The sequence below is a fragment of the Cellulosimicrobium sp. XJ-DQ-B-000 genome, from assembly GCF_031119065.1.
GTDB lineage: Bacteria > Actinomycetota > Actinomycetes > Actinomycetales > Cellulomonadaceae > Cellulosimicrobium > Cellulosimicrobium funkei.
Window position 1 is genome coordinate 290,084 of sequence record NZ_JAVHYN010000001.1, and the last position, 13,977, is coordinate 304,060.

21 protein-coding genes are annotated in these 13,977 nt (G+C 71.2%); 18 read left to right on the top strand and 3 right to left on the bottom strand.

What is annotated here, in order from left to right; genetic code table 11:
• The first annotated feature begins 35 nt into the window (after positions 1 to 35).
• From RDI86_RS01335 to RDI86_RS01390, 12 genes are all read left to right on the top strand, one after another.
• Positions 36 to 329, top strand: a complete 294-nt coding sequence (locus RDI86_RS01335) for a hypothetical protein (protein WP_308820457.1) — start codon at positions 36 to 38, stop codon at positions 327 to 329.
• Positions 326 to 865 carry a hypothetical protein gene (locus RDI86_RS01340; RefSeq protein ID WP_308820458.1) on the top strand — a complete coding sequence of 180 codons (540 nt, stop codon included), beginning with the start codon at positions 326 to 328 and terminating at the stop codon, positions 863 to 865. The genes RDI86_RS01335 and RDI86_RS01340 overlap by 4 nt, the downstream gene beginning before the upstream one ends.
• A complete protein-coding gene (locus RDI86_RS01345; RefSeq protein ID WP_308820459.1) occupies positions 862 to 1,812 on the top strand; it encodes a helix-turn-helix domain-containing protein in 951 nt (316 codons plus the stop codon). The genes RDI86_RS01340 and RDI86_RS01345 overlap by 4 nt, the downstream gene beginning before the upstream one ends.
• Positions 1,809 to 2,405, top strand: coding sequence for a hypothetical protein (locus RDI86_RS01350; RefSeq protein WP_308820460.1), 597 nt, complete (start codon positions 1,809 to 1,811; stop codon positions 2,403 to 2,405). Before RDI86_RS01345 ends, RDI86_RS01350 begins: the two co-directional genes overlap by 4 nt.
• A 164-nt stretch (positions 2,406 to 2,569) precedes the next feature.
• Complete coding sequence (locus RDI86_RS01355; protein ID WP_308820461.1) at positions 2,570 to 2,836, top strand: hypothetical protein; 267 nt, start codon at positions 2,570 to 2,572, stop codon at positions 2,834 to 2,836.
• 87 nt (positions 2,837 to 2,923) lie between these two features.
• On the top strand, positions 2,924 to 3,139 hold the full coding sequence (locus RDI86_RS01360) for a hypothetical protein (RefSeq protein ID WP_308820462.1): 216 nt from the start codon (positions 2,924 to 2,926) through the stop codon (positions 3,137 to 3,139).
• Positions 3,136 to 3,300, top strand: coding sequence for a hypothetical protein (locus RDI86_RS01365; RefSeq protein WP_308820463.1), 165 nt, complete (start codon positions 3,136 to 3,138; stop codon positions 3,298 to 3,300). Before RDI86_RS01360 ends, RDI86_RS01365 begins: the two co-directional genes overlap by 4 nt.
• Positions 3,301 to 3,341: 41 nt before the next feature.
• Complete coding sequence (locus RDI86_RS01370; protein ID WP_308820464.1) at positions 3,342 to 4,052, top strand: hypothetical protein; 711 nt, start codon at positions 3,342 to 3,344, stop codon at positions 4,050 to 4,052.
• Positions 4,049 to 4,378, top strand: a complete 330-nt coding sequence (locus RDI86_RS01375) for a hypothetical protein (RefSeq protein ID WP_308820465.1) — start codon at positions 4,049 to 4,051, stop codon at positions 4,376 to 4,378. Before RDI86_RS01370 ends, RDI86_RS01375 begins: the two co-directional genes overlap by 4 nt.
• A complete protein-coding gene (locus RDI86_RS01380; RefSeq protein ID WP_308820466.1) occupies positions 4,378 to 4,641 on the top strand; it encodes a hypothetical protein in 264 nt (87 codons plus the stop codon). Before RDI86_RS01375 ends, RDI86_RS01380 begins: the two co-directional genes overlap by 1 nt.
• 89 nt (positions 4,642 to 4,730) lie before the next feature.
• Complete coding sequence (locus RDI86_RS01385) at positions 4,731 to 5,489, top strand: DUF2637 domain-containing protein (protein WP_308820467.1); 759 nt, start codon at positions 4,731 to 4,733, stop codon at positions 5,487 to 5,489.
• Positions 5,486 to 6,100 (top strand): hypothetical protein, encoded by a 615-nt coding sequence (locus RDI86_RS01390; RefSeq protein WP_308820468.1) that lies wholly within the window; start codon positions 5,486 to 5,488, stop codon positions 6,098 to 6,100. The genes RDI86_RS01385 and RDI86_RS01390 overlap by 4 nt, the downstream gene beginning before the upstream one ends.
• A gap of 63 nt (positions 6,101 to 6,163) precedes the next feature.
• On the opposite strand, the gene RDI86_RS01395 is transcribed toward RDI86_RS01390, so the two are convergent.
• Together RDI86_RS01395 and RDI86_RS01400 are read right to left on the bottom strand one after the other, a co-directional pair.
• On the bottom strand, positions 6,164 to 7,039 hold the full coding sequence (locus RDI86_RS01395) for a hypothetical protein (RefSeq protein WP_308820469.1): 876 nt from the start codon (positions 7,037 to 7,039) through the stop codon (positions 6,164 to 6,166).
• A gap of 492 nt (positions 7,040 to 7,531) precedes the next feature.
• A complete protein-coding gene (locus RDI86_RS01400) occupies positions 7,532 to 8,002 on the bottom strand; it encodes a DUF4429 domain-containing protein (RefSeq protein ID WP_308820470.1) in 471 nt (156 codons plus the stop codon).
• A 36-nt stretch (positions 8,003 to 8,038) separates the two neighbouring features.
• Here RDI86_RS01400 and RDI86_RS01405 point away from each other — a divergent pair, with 36 nt between their 5' ends.
• The 3 genes from RDI86_RS01405 (at position 8,039) to RDI86_RS01415 (ending at position 9,259) form a co-directional block, all read left to right on the top strand.
• Positions 8,039 to 8,422, top strand: a complete 384-nt coding sequence (locus RDI86_RS01405; protein ID WP_308820471.1) for an HNH endonuclease signature motif containing protein — start codon at positions 8,039 to 8,041, stop codon at positions 8,420 to 8,422.
• On the top strand, positions 8,419 to 8,745 hold the full coding sequence (locus RDI86_RS01410) for a hypothetical protein (protein ID WP_308820472.1): 327 nt from the start codon (positions 8,419 to 8,421) through the stop codon (positions 8,743 to 8,745). Before RDI86_RS01405 ends, RDI86_RS01410 begins: the two co-directional genes overlap by 4 nt.
• 85 nt (positions 8,746 to 8,830) lie before the next feature.
• Positions 8,831 to 9,259: a hypothetical protein gene (locus RDI86_RS01415; protein ID WP_308820473.1), complete on the top strand. Its 429-nt coding sequence runs from the start codon at positions 8,831 to 8,833 to the stop codon at positions 9,257 to 9,259.
• Between the two features lie 103 nt (positions 9,260 to 9,362).
• Here the strand turns inward: RDI86_RS01415 and RDI86_RS01420 are convergent, their stop codons facing one another.
• Complete coding sequence (locus RDI86_RS01420; protein WP_308820474.1) at positions 9,363 to 10,232, bottom strand: hypothetical protein; 870 nt, start codon at positions 10,230 to 10,232, stop codon at positions 9,363 to 9,365.
• Positions 10,233 to 10,287: 55 nt separating this feature from the next.
• Between RDI86_RS01420 and RDI86_RS01425 the strand changes: the two genes are divergently transcribed.
• From RDI86_RS01425 to RDI86_RS01435, 3 genes are all read left to right on the top strand, one after another.
• Entirely contained in the window at positions 10,288 to 10,743 is a 456-nt protein-coding gene (locus tag RDI86_RS01425) for a phage terminase small subunit P27 family (protein WP_175008126.1), read from the top strand.
• Positions 10,712 to 12,526: a terminase TerL endonuclease subunit gene (locus RDI86_RS01430; RefSeq protein ID WP_308820475.1), complete on the top strand. Its 1,815-nt coding sequence runs from the start codon at positions 10,712 to 10,714 to the stop codon at positions 12,524 to 12,526. Before RDI86_RS01425 ends, RDI86_RS01430 begins: the two co-directional genes overlap by 32 nt.
• Before the next feature lie 214 nt (positions 12,527 to 12,740).
• On the top strand, positions 12,741 to 13,973 hold the full coding sequence (locus tag RDI86_RS01435) for a phage portal protein (protein WP_308820476.1): 1,233 nt from the start codon (positions 12,741 to 12,743) through the stop codon (positions 13,971 to 13,973).
• Positions 13,974 to 13,977 lie beyond the last annotated feature (4 nt).

Consider the following 13,977-nt stretch of genomic DNA (forward strand, 5'->3'; position numbering starts at 1 on the left):
AGGCATCGCGCGACGCACGAGGGCGGTGACGCGGGGTGAGTGTGATCTTCGAGGCCGCGCTCGACCAATACCGCGCGTGCCGGAAGGCGTTCGAGGACTACCGCGAGGGCCAGTACCGGCGCGCGCTCGACGAGCTCGGCGGCGTGCTGCTCAACCGTGATGGGCAGCGCGAGCGGGTCGACACGTACTCGCTGTTCATCGGGTCGCACCAGCGAGCGGACCGGTGGGCGTCGGAGGAGCTGCGCGCGTGGTGGGCCCGGCACGGGCGGATGACGTACGCGGAGTTCGAGCGACAGTACGTCGACCAGATGTGGGGTGAGGCAGCGTGAGCGGCGACGTCATGCGCGCGCTGTCCTACTCGCCGGACTGCGGCCAGGGGAAGCACAAGGCGTGCACGGGCGACGCGTGGGACTTCGACGTCGACGAGCCCGCGCCGTGCGCGTGCGGCTGCCACGCCGCCACGTTGGGGCCGCCGACGCTGCGCTTCGTCGTGCCGCCCGCGCTGTGGCTGACGTCGAACCGGCCCATCACGAACCACGCGTACAAGGCGCGCCTCGTGCGGGCCCTGCAGGAGCTCGCGAAGGGCGCAGCCGAGGAGCAGTCCCTCGCGCCCGTCACGGGCCGTGTGCACGCCGTCTGGCGCATCGCATACCCGAAGGGCACCGGGTGGAAGCACGGCGACGCCGCGAACGGGCACCCGACCTGCAAGGCGCTCCTCGACGGCCTCGTCACCGCGGGCGTGCTCGCCGGTGACGGGCCCCGGCACGTGCGCCCCGAGACCTACGACCGATCCGAGAACCACACGGAGCGCGGCGACCACGTCGTCGTGCTCGAGCTCCACCCGGAAGGAGGCGGTGCACCGTGAGCGTGGAGTCCATGGCGCTCGCCCTGCATCACTCGCGGGCGAAGGGCACGACGAAGCTCGTGCTCCTCGGCATCGCGAACCACGACGGCGACGGCGGGGCGTGGCCCGCGCTGTCGACCCTCGCGCGGTACGCCGGCGGGGTCGACGAGCGCACCGTGCGGCGGTCGCTGCGCGAGCTTGAGGCGCTCGGCGAGATTCGCGTGCACGTGAACGGGGGCGGTGACCGGAGCACCCCGGGCGACCGTCGCCCGAACCTGTACGAGGTGCTCGTCGCGTGCCCGTCGAACTGCGACCGGACGGCGCGGCACCGCCTCGTCGACGGGGGGACGTCAGTGTCCGCCCGTCCCGCGAACGGGGGGACACGCACGTCCTCCCGTGGCGGCGACGGGGGGACGCCGGTGTCCGAACGGGGGGACGTGGGTGTCCGGGACGGGGGGACGTGGGTGTCCGGGGAACCATCCTTTGAACCATCCACTAACCGTCCGAAGGGGGAGGCTTCCGAGGGGGCGTCACCAGCGCGCGACGACGACCGCGACGACCCCTCCCCCTTCGAGGACCTCGGAGGGAACATCGCACCCGGGCCCGTGCCGCTGACGCGGCCGGACCGGTGCACCCGCCACCAGCTCGACGACGACGCTCCCCCGTGCTGGGGCTGCAAGGCCGCCCGGGAGCGCGCCGAGCAGGCAGCCAAGGACGCCGCGCACGCCGAGGCCGAGCGGCAGCGTCAGGAGCGCCACACGGCCGCCGTGCAGGCGCGGGCCGCGATCCGCTTCTGCCCGCTGTGCGACGAGCGCGGGTACATCTCCGTGCCGGGCAAGGGCGCGCGGGTCTGCGACCACGACCTCAGCCCCGAGCAGGAGGAGCGGGCCCGGCTCGGGCGTGAGCTCGTCGAGCGTGCGCGCCGAGCCGCCGCCGAGGGGAACACGACGCCGGAGGGGGACGAGTGAGCACGAGGTTGTACGAGGAGCAGCGGGCCCGCGAGCTCGCGCAGTACGTGACCAAGGCGGCGCGGGTCGTGCGCGAGGTCGGCGAGCGGTGGATCGAGCTGCACGGCCTCGTGCCGGCGGGCTCGGGCGGGTCGAAGGACGGCCCGTCCGGCCCGGCGCACGCTGGGCCGCGGGTCCCGGTCCGGGTGGACGTGATCGACCTCATGCGCGAGGTCGAGGCGTTCGTCGAGCGGTTCGTCCCGACGGTGCGCGGCACGCTGCGCATGGGCCTCGGCAGCACGAGGTCGGTGCCGACCGGGGTCGCGTTCCTCGCCGCAAGCCTTCCGGGCGTGTACGAGCAGGACCCGGACCTCGGCGACGAGGTCGCTCGGGACGGGTTCCGTCTGCACCACCGGGCGGGGGTCGTCCTCGGCATTGTGTCGGGCGCGTACCGGCTCGAGGCGGAGTGCCACGTGTGCGGGATGCAGTCGCTGTGGCTTGAGCCGGAGTCCGCGACTGTGGCGTGCGGGATGCCGGGCTGCGGGGGTCGGTGGCCTCTTTCGGCGTCGCGGCTCGTGCACTCTTCGGCGACGTCGTCCCAGGTCGGGGGGTGATGACCGGGCGAGCTGGGAGCCAGGTCCGTCCGCGACCCGCTATGGTTCGAACACGTGTTCGAACTAGAACGGGTGTGCATGTTCGGATGCGACCGCGGCGAGAGGTAGACATCACAACGAACTGTGCACTATCGTCTACAACTAGTAGACGGGAAGGAGCGAACATGACCCACCCCGCTTGGAGCCCGATCGACGACGACGGGTTCTCCCACAAGGAGCCTGTCACCCTCGGGTGGGGCCCGATCGGCCCTGACGGGGAACCCGCACGCGTCGTGACGGTCCAGGCAGTCTGGACCGACCAGGACGGCGTCGCGGTGAGCATCACCGTCACCGACGACGAGCCCATCCCGGCGGCACTCATCCCCGCCGTCGCGGACGTCCTCGCCAACATCGCCACGGCCGCGCCTCCCGGCGTGACCAAGGCGGCGTGACCCGGGCGCGGGTCGACCCGACCAAGGACGGTCGACCCGCGCCCTCCCCGTCCACTGAAACTAGACACTCGTCCAGGGAGCGAACCCATGGCCCGACGCGCAGCCCTCAACGGCACCGCCGACCTCACGCACTCCGCGCGCGTCACCGTCGCCGAGCACTCGACCAGCACCGACGACGCACGCGAGCTCCTCACCATGCTGGGCCTCGACACCGAGCCCCTGCCCGCCTCGGCCGCCGTCGACCAGACGATCGTCGAGCGCACCGAGGCCCGGCCCCGACTCACCGCCCGGAGGCTCGCATGAGACCGCTCGCCCTCGCGGCCGTCGCCGTCACGGTCGGCCTGCTCGCCTCCGTGATCCTCGCCCCGCCCGCCGCCGGCGGGCTCGACGGCCGAGCAACCCTCGGCCTCGCGATCACCCTGGGGGTCCTCATCGCGTACCGCGCGCACCGACGCACGCCCTGAACGTCCACCCGTTGTAGACGACCGACCACATGGAGCGAACCATGACCACCACCATCACCGACCGCGTGCCCGTCGGCACCCGAGTCCGCTGCACCGACGGAGCGACCGCGACCGTCGTCGACCACCGCGACAAGGCCGCCGTCGGCCGCGCCTACGACTACGTCATCCGACTCGACAAGCCCGACGCCGACGGCAACCGCATCCAGTTCGCCGCACGCGACGACTTCGAGCCCATCGACGGCGGGACCACCACCGGCCACCGCCCCGCCGTCGCTGCCGTGCCGGACGTGTGCGCGGTCGTCGCGGAGAACGGCGGCACGACCCTCGTCGCCCCTCCCCCGCAGGCACGCCGCGCCTACTCGCCGGACAGCCTCGCGTCCCTCCTCGTCGGGACGCCGCCGGGCGTCGCGCACCAGGTCGACGTCGAGCACGCCGTCCGCATCGCGACGCTCGAGTCGATCCTCGCCGAGTCCCGGCAGGAGACGCAGCGCGCGCAGGACGCCCTCGTCGTCGAGCGCGCGAAGGCCGAGGCGTTCGCCGCCGAGCTCGCCGCGGAGCGCGACGTCCGTCTCACCGCGGAGCGGCGTGCCGCCGCCAACGGTGCCGCGCTGCTCGCGGCGCGCCCCGTCGTCGACGCCGCGCGCGAGCTCGTCGACCAGTGGGCCAACCCCGACGGCAGCAGCCTCCGGGAGTCCGCGCTCTCGACGGCGCTCACCGTCGCGGTCCGCGCGCACGCCGAGGCGACCCGATGAGCACGCCCGCACTGGCCCGCGCCACCGAGGCGCTGCTCAAGGTCACCATCATCGATCCGGAGTCGACCGAGCGGTACGCCGAGCGCCTGGCCCGCGCCACCGTGTCCGCCGCCCTGCACGACCCCGCCGACGACGTGATCGCCCGGACGCTGGGCGCACACCGCGTACTCGGAGGGCAGTGGGGAGGGCGTGGAGCCCGCTGGGCGCTCCGCTGCACGTGCGGGTGGGAGACGACTTGGACCGAGTCCCGCCGCGAGCGGATCGCCGAGCACGAGGGGCACGCGGCTGATGCCGTGCGGGCCGCGATTCTCGGAGAGGTGGCGTGATGGACACGCTCGTCGTCGAGTTCCCGCTCGAGTACGCCGGTCTGGACCGCACGATCGACGCGCTCCGCGAGGAGGCGGCCGAGCAGCTCCCCGAGCTTCTCTTCGAGCTCGGTGCCGCGTGGGCGTCCGACCCGGTGTGGCGCGTCGGTCCGTCCGAGCGCGCCGAGGACGCCGCGGAGGGGCTGTCTCTCTTCGCCGAGGGTCCCGGCGAGCCGTGGCAGGACCCTGTCCGGTACCGCGGGCGCGACTGGGTGAACGCGTGACCGCGTCCGCCCGTCCGGCCCGGACGCCGGACACCACTCCCGTCCCGGACAGCGCGCCGGAGACCAACACCCGAGAGCGAGCGAGCACCATGACCGTCACGTCCCGCACCGGCCCGACGTCGGGCACGCACCGACCCGCCCGGCTCAACGCCGACCACCCGTTCGTCCTGGCGAGCCTGCTCGTCGTGCTCGTCGCGGTCGCCGCGGCCTCGTTCACGCTGTCCTTCACCGGCGTGTCCGCCGCCGCGCCATGGGCCGCGATCCCCGCCCACCTCGCGTGGCTCGTGCCCGTCGCGCTCGAGGTCGCGATGCTCGCGTACGTCGTCACCGCGTCCGTCCGGACGCACCGCGGACAGCGCGCCCGGCTCGCGTGGACGCTCGTCTGGGCCCTCACCACCGTCTCGTCCACCCTCAACGCGCTGCACGCGTGGGACTCCGGCCCCAAGGGCTGGCAGGGCGCGGTCGGTGCTGGCCTGGCCGCGATGTTCCCGTTCATGACGCTCGCCGCCGCGCACGTCGTCGTGGGCGTGAGCTTCGCACCCCACCCGGACGGCGGACAGGCGGACACCCCGGACGCTGCGCCCGCCGTGCCGGTGGACACCGGACGGACCGCCCGGACGGACTGGGCGGGCCTCCTCGACGACCTCGGCCACACCACCACCCGACGCCGCACCGTCCGCCGACACCGCGTCGCCGGACAACCCCGCCCGTCCCGAACCACCGACCACGCGGACACGATCCTCCGCCTCAAGGCGGACGGACAGTCTGTCCGCTCCATCGCCGCCGCCGTCGGCCTCAGCAAGACCACCGTGTCCGACTTCCTTCGCACCCAGGAGGTGCCCGCATGACGAACACCGACCAGACCACCCTCAGCAGGGCCGAGCTCGACGCCCTCCCGCTCGGCGCACGCGTCGGTTTCACCGACGGGCGCGGCTGCCCAGGCGCGGCCGTGAAGGTAGGTTCCCGCCCGTCGTCTGGCGGGGAGAGGTTCTCGATCACCGGACCGACCCTCGTCTCCTCATTCACCGTCGCGAAGGCCGGGGCGGTGCTCCTTGAGCCCGCGCGCTCTGCACCGACCGACGGCGACGCCCCGGTCACAACCTTGACCAGGCCCGATCAGGCCGACGGCCTTGAGGCCCGCTCCGTCCTGCGGGACGCGAACGGCACCGTCGTCGAGAACGCGGGTGGCCCGCGCCCCTGGCTCCCCACCGGCTTCACCGAGGGCATCGAGTCGACCGACCTCGCCTACCCCGTCACCGTCCTCTGGCCGACCCCGCCCCCGACCGAAGCCGACCGCGCGCTCGCCGCGCACCACGTCGAGGCGGCCCGCCACCGGTTCGCGTCCGACCAGGCCGTGAGCAAGTACAACCCGGAGCTACAGGCCGTCCGTCGCAGCGTCCTGCGCGTGCTCGACTCCACCATCAAGACGATCCGGGAAGGAACCGAGACTGCCGTTTGAGCGCCCCTGCTCGTTGGCAAAACTAGGTCCCTGCCGGTTCCGCTCGAGCGTCTTGCGTGGTCATTATCTCGGGCCGACCACGGACAGAATCCACGCGCCGGCCGCAGCGGCAATCGGGCTGAACACGACGGCACCGACGATCTTCGACTTGAAGTCGGCACGACGATTCGCTCGTTCGGCGAGAACCTTGTCGCGAGGCGTGAGGTCGACCATCAGTCGACCGTTGGTTTCGGGGGTCGGACCGAGAGTTCCGGCCGGACGCTTGGGCCCGAAGAGGCGATACAGGGAGCCGCATGCGAAGAGGGCCAGCACTCCGGCGAACAACCAGAAGGCGAACGGCGGAGCTGTAGCGAGCATCGCCCAGAGCCAAGACGCGACAATGAGTGCCGGCGCAGCTGCTGCCCAGACCTGCCGTCGCCTGACCGGCGGAGTTCTACGACGTCGCCCCGCGAGGAGAGTGGTCAGGGCCGCTTGATGCGCACGCAGAGAGGTTGAGTCGGGCGCTGCGGCAGCGACCTCAGTTGGCTTCACGCTCGCGGTGAGCGAGGACTCGTACCCGTTGATGTCGAAACGTACCGCCTCATGCCACTGGTAGCGACCCCACTCGTCATGGGGATTCCCGTTCTCCGTGGCGAAGCCGACCTCAAATCGGGCGCTATGCCACTCGGCTCCTGCGAGGTCCGCAACCTTCACCCCCTCACGGAAGCCTCCAGTGCCCGAGTGGCCGCGAACGACCACCGCCGAGCCGGGAGGCGCATACGTCGCCGCCTCGAACCTGAAGACCCGCTCCGCCATCTCGAGCGCCTCTTGCACGTCCGTCACGGTCACCACGCCGCTAAACACCCGTACATGCACATCCCCGGACCCGGGAATCACCAGCTCGTTTCGTGCGTGAGAAGGGCCGTACCAGGCTCCCAACGCTTGCGACAGCAGTCCCATGATCGGAAAAGGTACCCCCTCCCGTGACACAACTTGTAGACACGCACGCGGCTGCGGTTGCCGTGAACCGCTCCCCCGCAACGATCCGTGACTGGCTCCGCAAGGGCTGGCTCACCCCGCACGGGCGCGAGAACCGCCGCACCCTCGTAGACCTCGCACAGGTCTACGAGGCCGCCAAGACACACGCGCCCAAACCGTCCACCACATCACGCACGCGCAGCTACTTGCAATAGACGCGCAGGTCGGCCACACTTCGATGCAGCGCTACACGTGTGCCCGCTTCGCTCCCGGGCGTGCTGGTGGCGCGACACCGTCCGCCCCCGGTCGAGCTGCACGAGCTCCCGGGGGCGGACCTTGTTCCACAACCGAAAAGCGCGCGAGCGGGCGGAGCGTTGGCCCCTGGGCCGCACACCGCCCGCTCGCGGCACACCAAGAACACGCCCCGACCTCCGGTGACAGCGACGACACCCGGACGGCGGGGCCGCCACCCGTTCAGAGACCGAGCGCCCGCGCCTTCGCCGCCGTGAACTCCTCGTCCGAGAGGATGCCCCGCTGGTGCAGGTCCGCGAGCCGCTCGACCTCCTCCGCACCCGACACCGGCGCGGCCGGTGCCGCTGGCGCGTGGCGCGCGACGATGGCCGCCTCGACGGCCTCGCGTAGCTGCAGGAACACCTCCTGCTGCGCCTTCGTCACGATCACCGAGTTCTCGTCGCCAGCCGCGTCGTAGGTCTGGCGGCCGAACGATGCCCGCCGCTCGTTCCCGCCAGCCAGCGTGAACTGGATGTACCCGTTCACCAGCGCGCCCGGCTTCTTCCACTGCACCGCGGTGATCGACCCGACGGGAATCCGCTTCGTGCCCTTCCCGACCGTCGCTCGTCCGAGCCCCTTCCGTTCGATGGTCACGAACTGCCCATCGAACTCGCAGATCGCCCCGACACCCCTCGCCCTGATCGTCTCGCTCATGGCCGAAGGGTAGCGACCGCCCGGAGGTGACGCCCCGTGCCCGTCGCGCCCCCGTCCCGCTGTCCTGTCCCCGGATGCCACCAGCTCACCACCGAACGTGGCCGGTGCGCCGACCACCAGCGCAAGGCGTGGGAGAACCCGTCCGCGAACACGCGCGCCCTCACGGGTGCCGAGCGCGGCCGGTTCCGCCGCCTCGTCCTCGAACGCGACCCCGTGTGCCGCTGCACCGGCTGGTGCGGCAACCACCCCGGCCCCTGCACCGCCCCCGCGACGCAGGCCGACCACATCGTCCCGATCGGTGAGAGCGGGGCCCGCACCGACACCCGCAACGGGCAGGGCCTCTGCGAGCCGTGCCACGACGTGAAGACGTACCGCGACACCGAGCGCATGCGCGCACGACGACGAGGAGCGAACCTATGACCGACCCTCAGCCCACGGCCGCGACGGACGACGTCGTCGACCTCGTCCGCATCACGTGCGACGAGAAGTTCGGCAACCTCGTCGGCGAGCTCACGTCCCACCGGGACGCCGCGGCGTTCGTCGCCGCGCTCGAGCAGCGCGGCGTCGTTCTCGCACTCGAGGGCGAGTTCGACCTCGCCGCCCAGCACGGCGCGCCCGTCGAGCCCGCCTCTCCCGCGTTCGACGTCGTCGTCAACGTGACGGTGCACGCCGAGCACGACTCGCTCCCCCAGGTGCTCGACGCCCTCCGGGGCACGCACACCACGGTGCAGGTGAACCCGTGACGGCCGCCGCTCTCGTCCTCGTCCTGAGGGCGATCAAGCAAGTACGCGAGACCACGAAGGCTGACTACGTCCTGTGGGGCGAGTCATGAGCGACGTCACCACCGCGCTCCTCGACCTCGGCGGGTTCTTCCTCTGCCTGTGGTTCGCCGTCGCTGCGCTGTTCGGTTACGCACTCGGCCGGGTGATCCGACGACGTGACCAGCAGACACCGCGTGAGACCGCACCGGCCCCGCGTGCCACGTCGCCCAACCGCGGGCCGCTCGTGTTCATCGCAGCGCCCACGCCGCGGCGCGCGCACCACTGGCGAGCGAGCCAGGCGCTCAACCTCGCGCACGTGCGCGTGTGCACGACACCATCGACCGCGAGTGTCTTCCGCCTCATCGACGGCGACCGAATCGTCATCCTCGACGACACGCCCGCCGACGTCCGCCTCGCGCTCGCACACCTCCGCAACCGCCACCACGACGTCAACGTCACGGTCGAGGTCCCCGAGGTCGGATACAGGAGCCGCTGACCACCCTCCCCGGGGAGGGGGTGTCGCGATCCTGCCCGACCTCGGCTCCGGCCGCGCCGCCGATCCCCTCTTCGCGGCTGCTCAGATCGGCGAAGGGGGGTGTCTATCTAGGAAGAGACGCCAAGACATTTTGCGCCTCGTCCGCGTACGGCTGGAGCGCCGACAGTTCCTCGGGCAGACGGCCTCGCGCGGTGGCAACCCGGCCAACCAGTCGACCCTTCGCCGTAAGTGAGTAGTGGGGTCCGTCGACATCCACCAGCCCCATCTCGACGAGCTCACGAGGCGGGGTTCCGGAGAAGCCTGGGCCGAAGGTCGCGTCGTCCCTGGTGGATGCGATCAGATCCGCGGCGAGTCGGAAGAGAGACGAGCGCGCTCGCGGAGACAAGTTGTCTAGCGTTCTCTTCACCTCGTCCAAGTGAGGGACTGGGGGCCATCGCAGCGCGTTTGCCCGATATCGGCGCGCCACGACGGGAGAAAGTGGCGGCGGCCATGTAAACCCGAATTCCGTGGGGTCCGGCGGTTCAGCCTCAGCATGGGATACCACGGCGGGGTCCGAGACGGCTGCGACCACGCGCTCAGCTGTCTCGACTCGGTCTAGACCCTCGCCAGTCGCTTTCCCGATGACTGCTTCAATGAGCCGCTCATTAACACGGTCAACCGCAACTTGCGTCCCCTGGGTTCGCTCTTCGATCCTCGAGAAGAGCGCGACGAGCTGGCCATGAAGCACTTGGCCCTCACGAGACTGACGCCCCGCCTCGGCGGTCTGAACAATGAACACGATGATCTGAACCACAAATGCGAGAACTGCTAGCGCCATAGCAACGACGCTCAGAACGTCGGCGTCTCTGACGCTTGCCACCAGAACGAGAGATGTTAGCGACGCGATTGCGACCAGCAGCGACCAAAGCGCGAGCGTCCGAAACGGCACGCGCGCAGCGGCGTCGATCGTGGGCGAGGGCTGTTGCTCCGACACCCGCCCGATTCTGCCGGACCGGTCCAGTGCCGAGGGCGACCCGGGGGGTGAAATCGTGGGACGTACTGCTGCTCCCGCGAAGCTGCGCCTCCTCAACGGGCGCGGCGAGGGCAAGGACTCGGGCGGTCGCCCGGTCGAAACCGGGCCGACGTTCCGGCGCATCCCGCCGACGCCGCCGGACGACCTCGTCGGCGAAGCGCTCGACGAGTGGAACCGGGTCGTGCCCGAGCTCGTCCGGCTCGACCTCCTCAAGGAGGGCGACCGGGCGACGCTCGTCACGTACTGCGAGGCGTGGGCCGTGTTCTGCGAGGCGACCGACCAGATTCGCGTGCACGGCCTGTTCATCGAGGCGAAGCAGGGCCTCATCCCGCACCCGGCGGTCGCGATCCAGCGCAACGCCGCGAAGGAGGTTCGCGCGATCGCCGCGCACTTCGGCCTGACCCCGAGCACGGAGCAGGCGCTCGCAAGGGGTGACGGCCGTGGCAACGACGACGAGAACCCGTTCGACTAGCACGAGCCGGGCCGCGAAGTCGGGGAACCCGGCGAAGCGCGCGACCGCGTCCGAGCCTCGCGGCCCGTCGGCCGCGGCGCTGCGCCGCCTCAAGATCAGTCCCGAGGTCGCGGCGTACATGGCGGCGCGGGGCATCCCGCTTCCCGACTGCCCGCCGAAGGTCAAGACCCCGGAGCCGCGCACCGTGCGCGGCGCGCAGTTCTCGTTCGACCACGTCGACCGCGTGCTCCGCGCGTTCACCGCGCTGCGGCACGTCGCCGGCCAGTGGGCCGGGAAGCCGCTCACGCCCGACCCGTGGCAGGTCGCGTACATCATCGCGCCGACGTTCGGGTGGGTCCGGTGGGACGACGACGCCGGAGACTACGTCCGGATCATCCGCGACCTGTACGTCGACGTCCCGCGCAAGAACGGCAAGAGCACGCTCTCGGCCGGCCTCGCGATCTACCTCGCGTGCGCCGACGGGGAGGCGGGCGCGCAGGTCGTCACCGCGGCGACGAGCGAGCGGCAGGCCGGGTTCGTCTTCAACCCGATCAAGACCCTCGCGGAACGCACTCCCGCTCTCAAGGGCAAGGTCAAGGCGTTCGCGAAGCGCGTCGTGCACGTGCGCTCCGGGTCGTACATCGAGGTCGTCTCCTCGTCGGCTGACGCGCAGCACGGCGCGAACATCCACGGCGGGATCATCGACGAGCTCCACGTCCACAAGACACCGGACCTGGTCGAGACGATCGAGACCGGCCGCGGGTCCCGTACCCAGCCGCTCGTCGTCATCATCACGACGGCCGACTCGGGGAAGCCCGACACGATCTATGACCGCAAGCGGCGGTACGTCGAGCAGCTCGCCCGAGCGGTCATCAAGGACGAGTCGGTGTACGGCGTCGTGTGGGCCGCGGACGAGGGCGACGACCCGCACGCGGAGTCGACGTGGCGCAAGGCGAACCCCGGGTACGGGATCAGCCCGACCCGCGCGTACCTCGCGGCCGAGTCGCGGAAGGCGAAGAACAGCCCGGCAGACCTGGCCGCGTTCCTGCGCCTGCACCTCGGCATCCGCACGAAGCAGGAGACGCGGTACATCGACCTCGCCGTGTGGGACGCGAACGCGGGCATGACCGTGCGCGAGGACGACCTCGTCGGCCGCGCGTGCTACTCCGGTCTCGACCTCGCGTCCGTGTCCGACCTGTCGGCGATGTGCCACCTCTTCCCCGCGGACGGCGGCGGATTCGACGCCGTCTGGCGGTTCTGGACCCCCGAGGCGAACGTCGAAGCGCTCGACAAGCGGACCGCCGGCGCGGCGTCCCGCTGGGTCAAGGACGGGTGGCTCACGGTCACCCCGGGCAACGTCACGGACTACGACTTCATCGAGTCGCAGGCGCTGGCTGACACGGAGAAGTTCGACATCCGGTCGTTCGGGTTCGACCCCTACGGCGCGACTCAGCTCGTGAACAACCTCGCGGGCAAGGGCCTGCCGATGGTGAAGGTGCGGCAGGGGTTCCTCACGCTCTCCCCCGCGCTCAAGGAGTGCCAGCGTCTGCTGCTGCTCGGCTCCCAGAAGGACGCCGCGCGCCCCATGCTCCGCCACGGCGGGAACCCGGTCATGCGCTGGATGACCGACAACCTCGCCGTCGAGACCGACGCAGCGGAGAACGTGAAGCCGTCGAAGCAGCGCGGCGGCACGTCCGGCAACAAGATCGACGGCTGGTCAGCGCTGGTCACCGCGATGTCGGAGGCGATCGCCGACGACGCCGGGATGTCGGCCTACGACGACCACGACCTGATCATCGCCTGAACCGAGGAGGCCCCGTGCGTTGCAAGACCGGAAGCGTGGTGCTTCTCACCCTCACGGATGGTGCGGCCGTGCGTGGTCGTGTCGTCCGGTCGTGGCGGTGGCGCGTCATGAAGCTCGTCGACGCGGAGGCCGTCACGCCGCAGGGCGTCGCACCGATCGGCGGGCACGTCCTCGTGCCGCACCGGTCCGTGCTCGTCGGGCAGGTGAGCGGCTGATGGTGACCTTCGCGAACCCCGACGGGCGCACCGTGACGTGGGGCACCGGCGTACCGGCGCGCACGACATGGGGCGACATCCCGGTCGTCGACCCTGGCACGCCGCTGTCCGTCCTCACCGGGGGCGGCAAGCACGACCCGCTGCGGGTCTGGAAGTCGCAGCCCTCGGTCCGCAAGGTGGTCGAGTTCGCTGCACGCGGCGTCGCGTCGGTCCCGCTCCACGCCTTCGAACGGGTGTCGGACACGGACCGGCGTCGCGCCGCTGGCTCGACGCTCGAGCGCACGCTGCACCTGCCGCAGCGGCACGTCACCGGGTACCGGCTCATGCACGACCTGACCGTGGACCTGTGCATGTACGACCTGTACTGCGTCGCGCTGATCGACGGCGTGCTGCAGCGCATCCCCCCGCGGCTACTCGACGTCGAGTCGGACTTCCTCGGGGCCGTGACCCGAATCCGGATGCTCACTCCCGCCGGCAAGCTCACGCTCGACGACTTCCCGCTCGCGTTCGACGCCGGGTGGCACCCCGCGAAGGCGCACGGCGTATCGCCCCTGGCGACCCTGTCGAACCTGCTCGACGAGCAGACACGGGCCGTGCAGTGGCGCTCAGCGCAGTGGGACGAGGGCGCGAAGGTGTCCGGCGTCCTCAAGCACCCGAAGTCGCTCGAGGGCACGAAGCGCGACCGGTTCGTCAACTCGTGGCGGGCCTTCCGCACAGTCGGTGAGCGTGCCGGCGGGACGCCGATCCTCGAAGACGGCATGGAGTACCAGCAGCTTGAAGGACTCAAGCCGGTGGACGCGCAGGACATCGAGGGCCGCCAGCTCACGGACGCCGAGGTCGCCTCCGCGTACCACATCCCGCCCGAGCTCGTCGGTGCGCGCGAAGGCACGTTCGCGAACATCGCTGCGTTCCGGCAGATGCTGTTCGGCCCGACCCTCGGGCCGGTCATGGAGGGATTCGAGCAGGCGTTCAACGCCGAGATAGTCCCCGCGCTCGCAGACCAGCAGGGCATGTACGTCGAGTTCAACCGTGAGGCCGCCATGGCCGGGTCGTTCACCGAGCAGGCGGAGGTCCTCTCCCGGTCGACGGGCGGTCCCTGGCTCACGCGGAACGAAGCCCGCGCCCGGCAGAACCTCCCCGCGCTGGAAGGCGCAGACGAGCTCGTCGTCCCGAAGAACGTCACCGAGGGCGGCCTCGCGTCGCCCGCCGACACCGCGCCGACCGGCGCATAGGAGG

Coding starts and splice junctions, on each gene's coding strand:
- RDI86_RS01385 (WP_308820467.1), top strand. CDS start 4,731: ATGACCGTCACGTCCCGCACCGGCCCGACGTCGGGCACGCACCGACCC.
- RDI86_RS01370 (WP_308820464.1), top strand. CDS start 3,342: ATGACCACCACCATCACCGACCGCGTGCCCGTCGGCACCCGAGTCCGC.
- RDI86_RS01435 (WP_308820476.1), top strand. CDS start 12,741: ATGGTGACCTTCGCGAACCCCGACGGGCGCACCGTGACGTGGGGCACC.
- RDI86_RS01355 (WP_308820461.1), top strand. CDS start 2,570: ATGACCCACCCCGCTTGGAGCCCGATCGACGACGACGGGTTCTCCCAC.
- RDI86_RS01410 (WP_308820472.1), top strand. CDS start 8,419: ATGACCGACCCTCAGCCCACGGCCGCGACGGACGACGTCGTCGACCTC.
- RDI86_RS01365 (WP_308820463.1), top strand. CDS start 3,136: ATGAGACCGCTCGCCCTCGCGGCCGTCGCCGTCACGGTCGGCCTGCTC.
- RDI86_RS01400 (WP_308820470.1), bottom strand. CDS start 8,002: ATGAGCGAGACGATCAGGGCGAGGGGTGTCGGGGCGATCTGCGAGTTC.
- RDI86_RS01395 (WP_308820469.1), bottom strand. CDS start 7,039: ATGGGACTGCTGTCGCAAGCGTTGGGAGCCTGGTACGGCCCTTCTCAC.
- RDI86_RS01375 (WP_308820465.1), top strand. CDS start 4,049: ATGAGCACGCCCGCACTGGCCCGCGCCACCGAGGCGCTGCTCAAGGTC.
- RDI86_RS01380 (WP_308820466.1), top strand. CDS start 4,378: ATGGACACGCTCGTCGTCGAGTTCCCGCTCGAGTACGCCGGTCTGGAC.
- RDI86_RS01360 (WP_308820462.1), top strand. CDS start 2,924: ATGGCCCGACGCGCAGCCCTCAACGGCACCGCCGACCTCACGCACTCC.
- RDI86_RS01390 (WP_308820468.1), top strand. CDS start 5,486: ATGACGAACACCGACCAGACCACCCTCAGCAGGGCCGAGCTCGACGCC.
- RDI86_RS01415 (WP_308820473.1), top strand. CDS start 8,831: ATGAGCGACGTCACCACCGCGCTCCTCGACCTCGGCGGGTTCTTCCTC.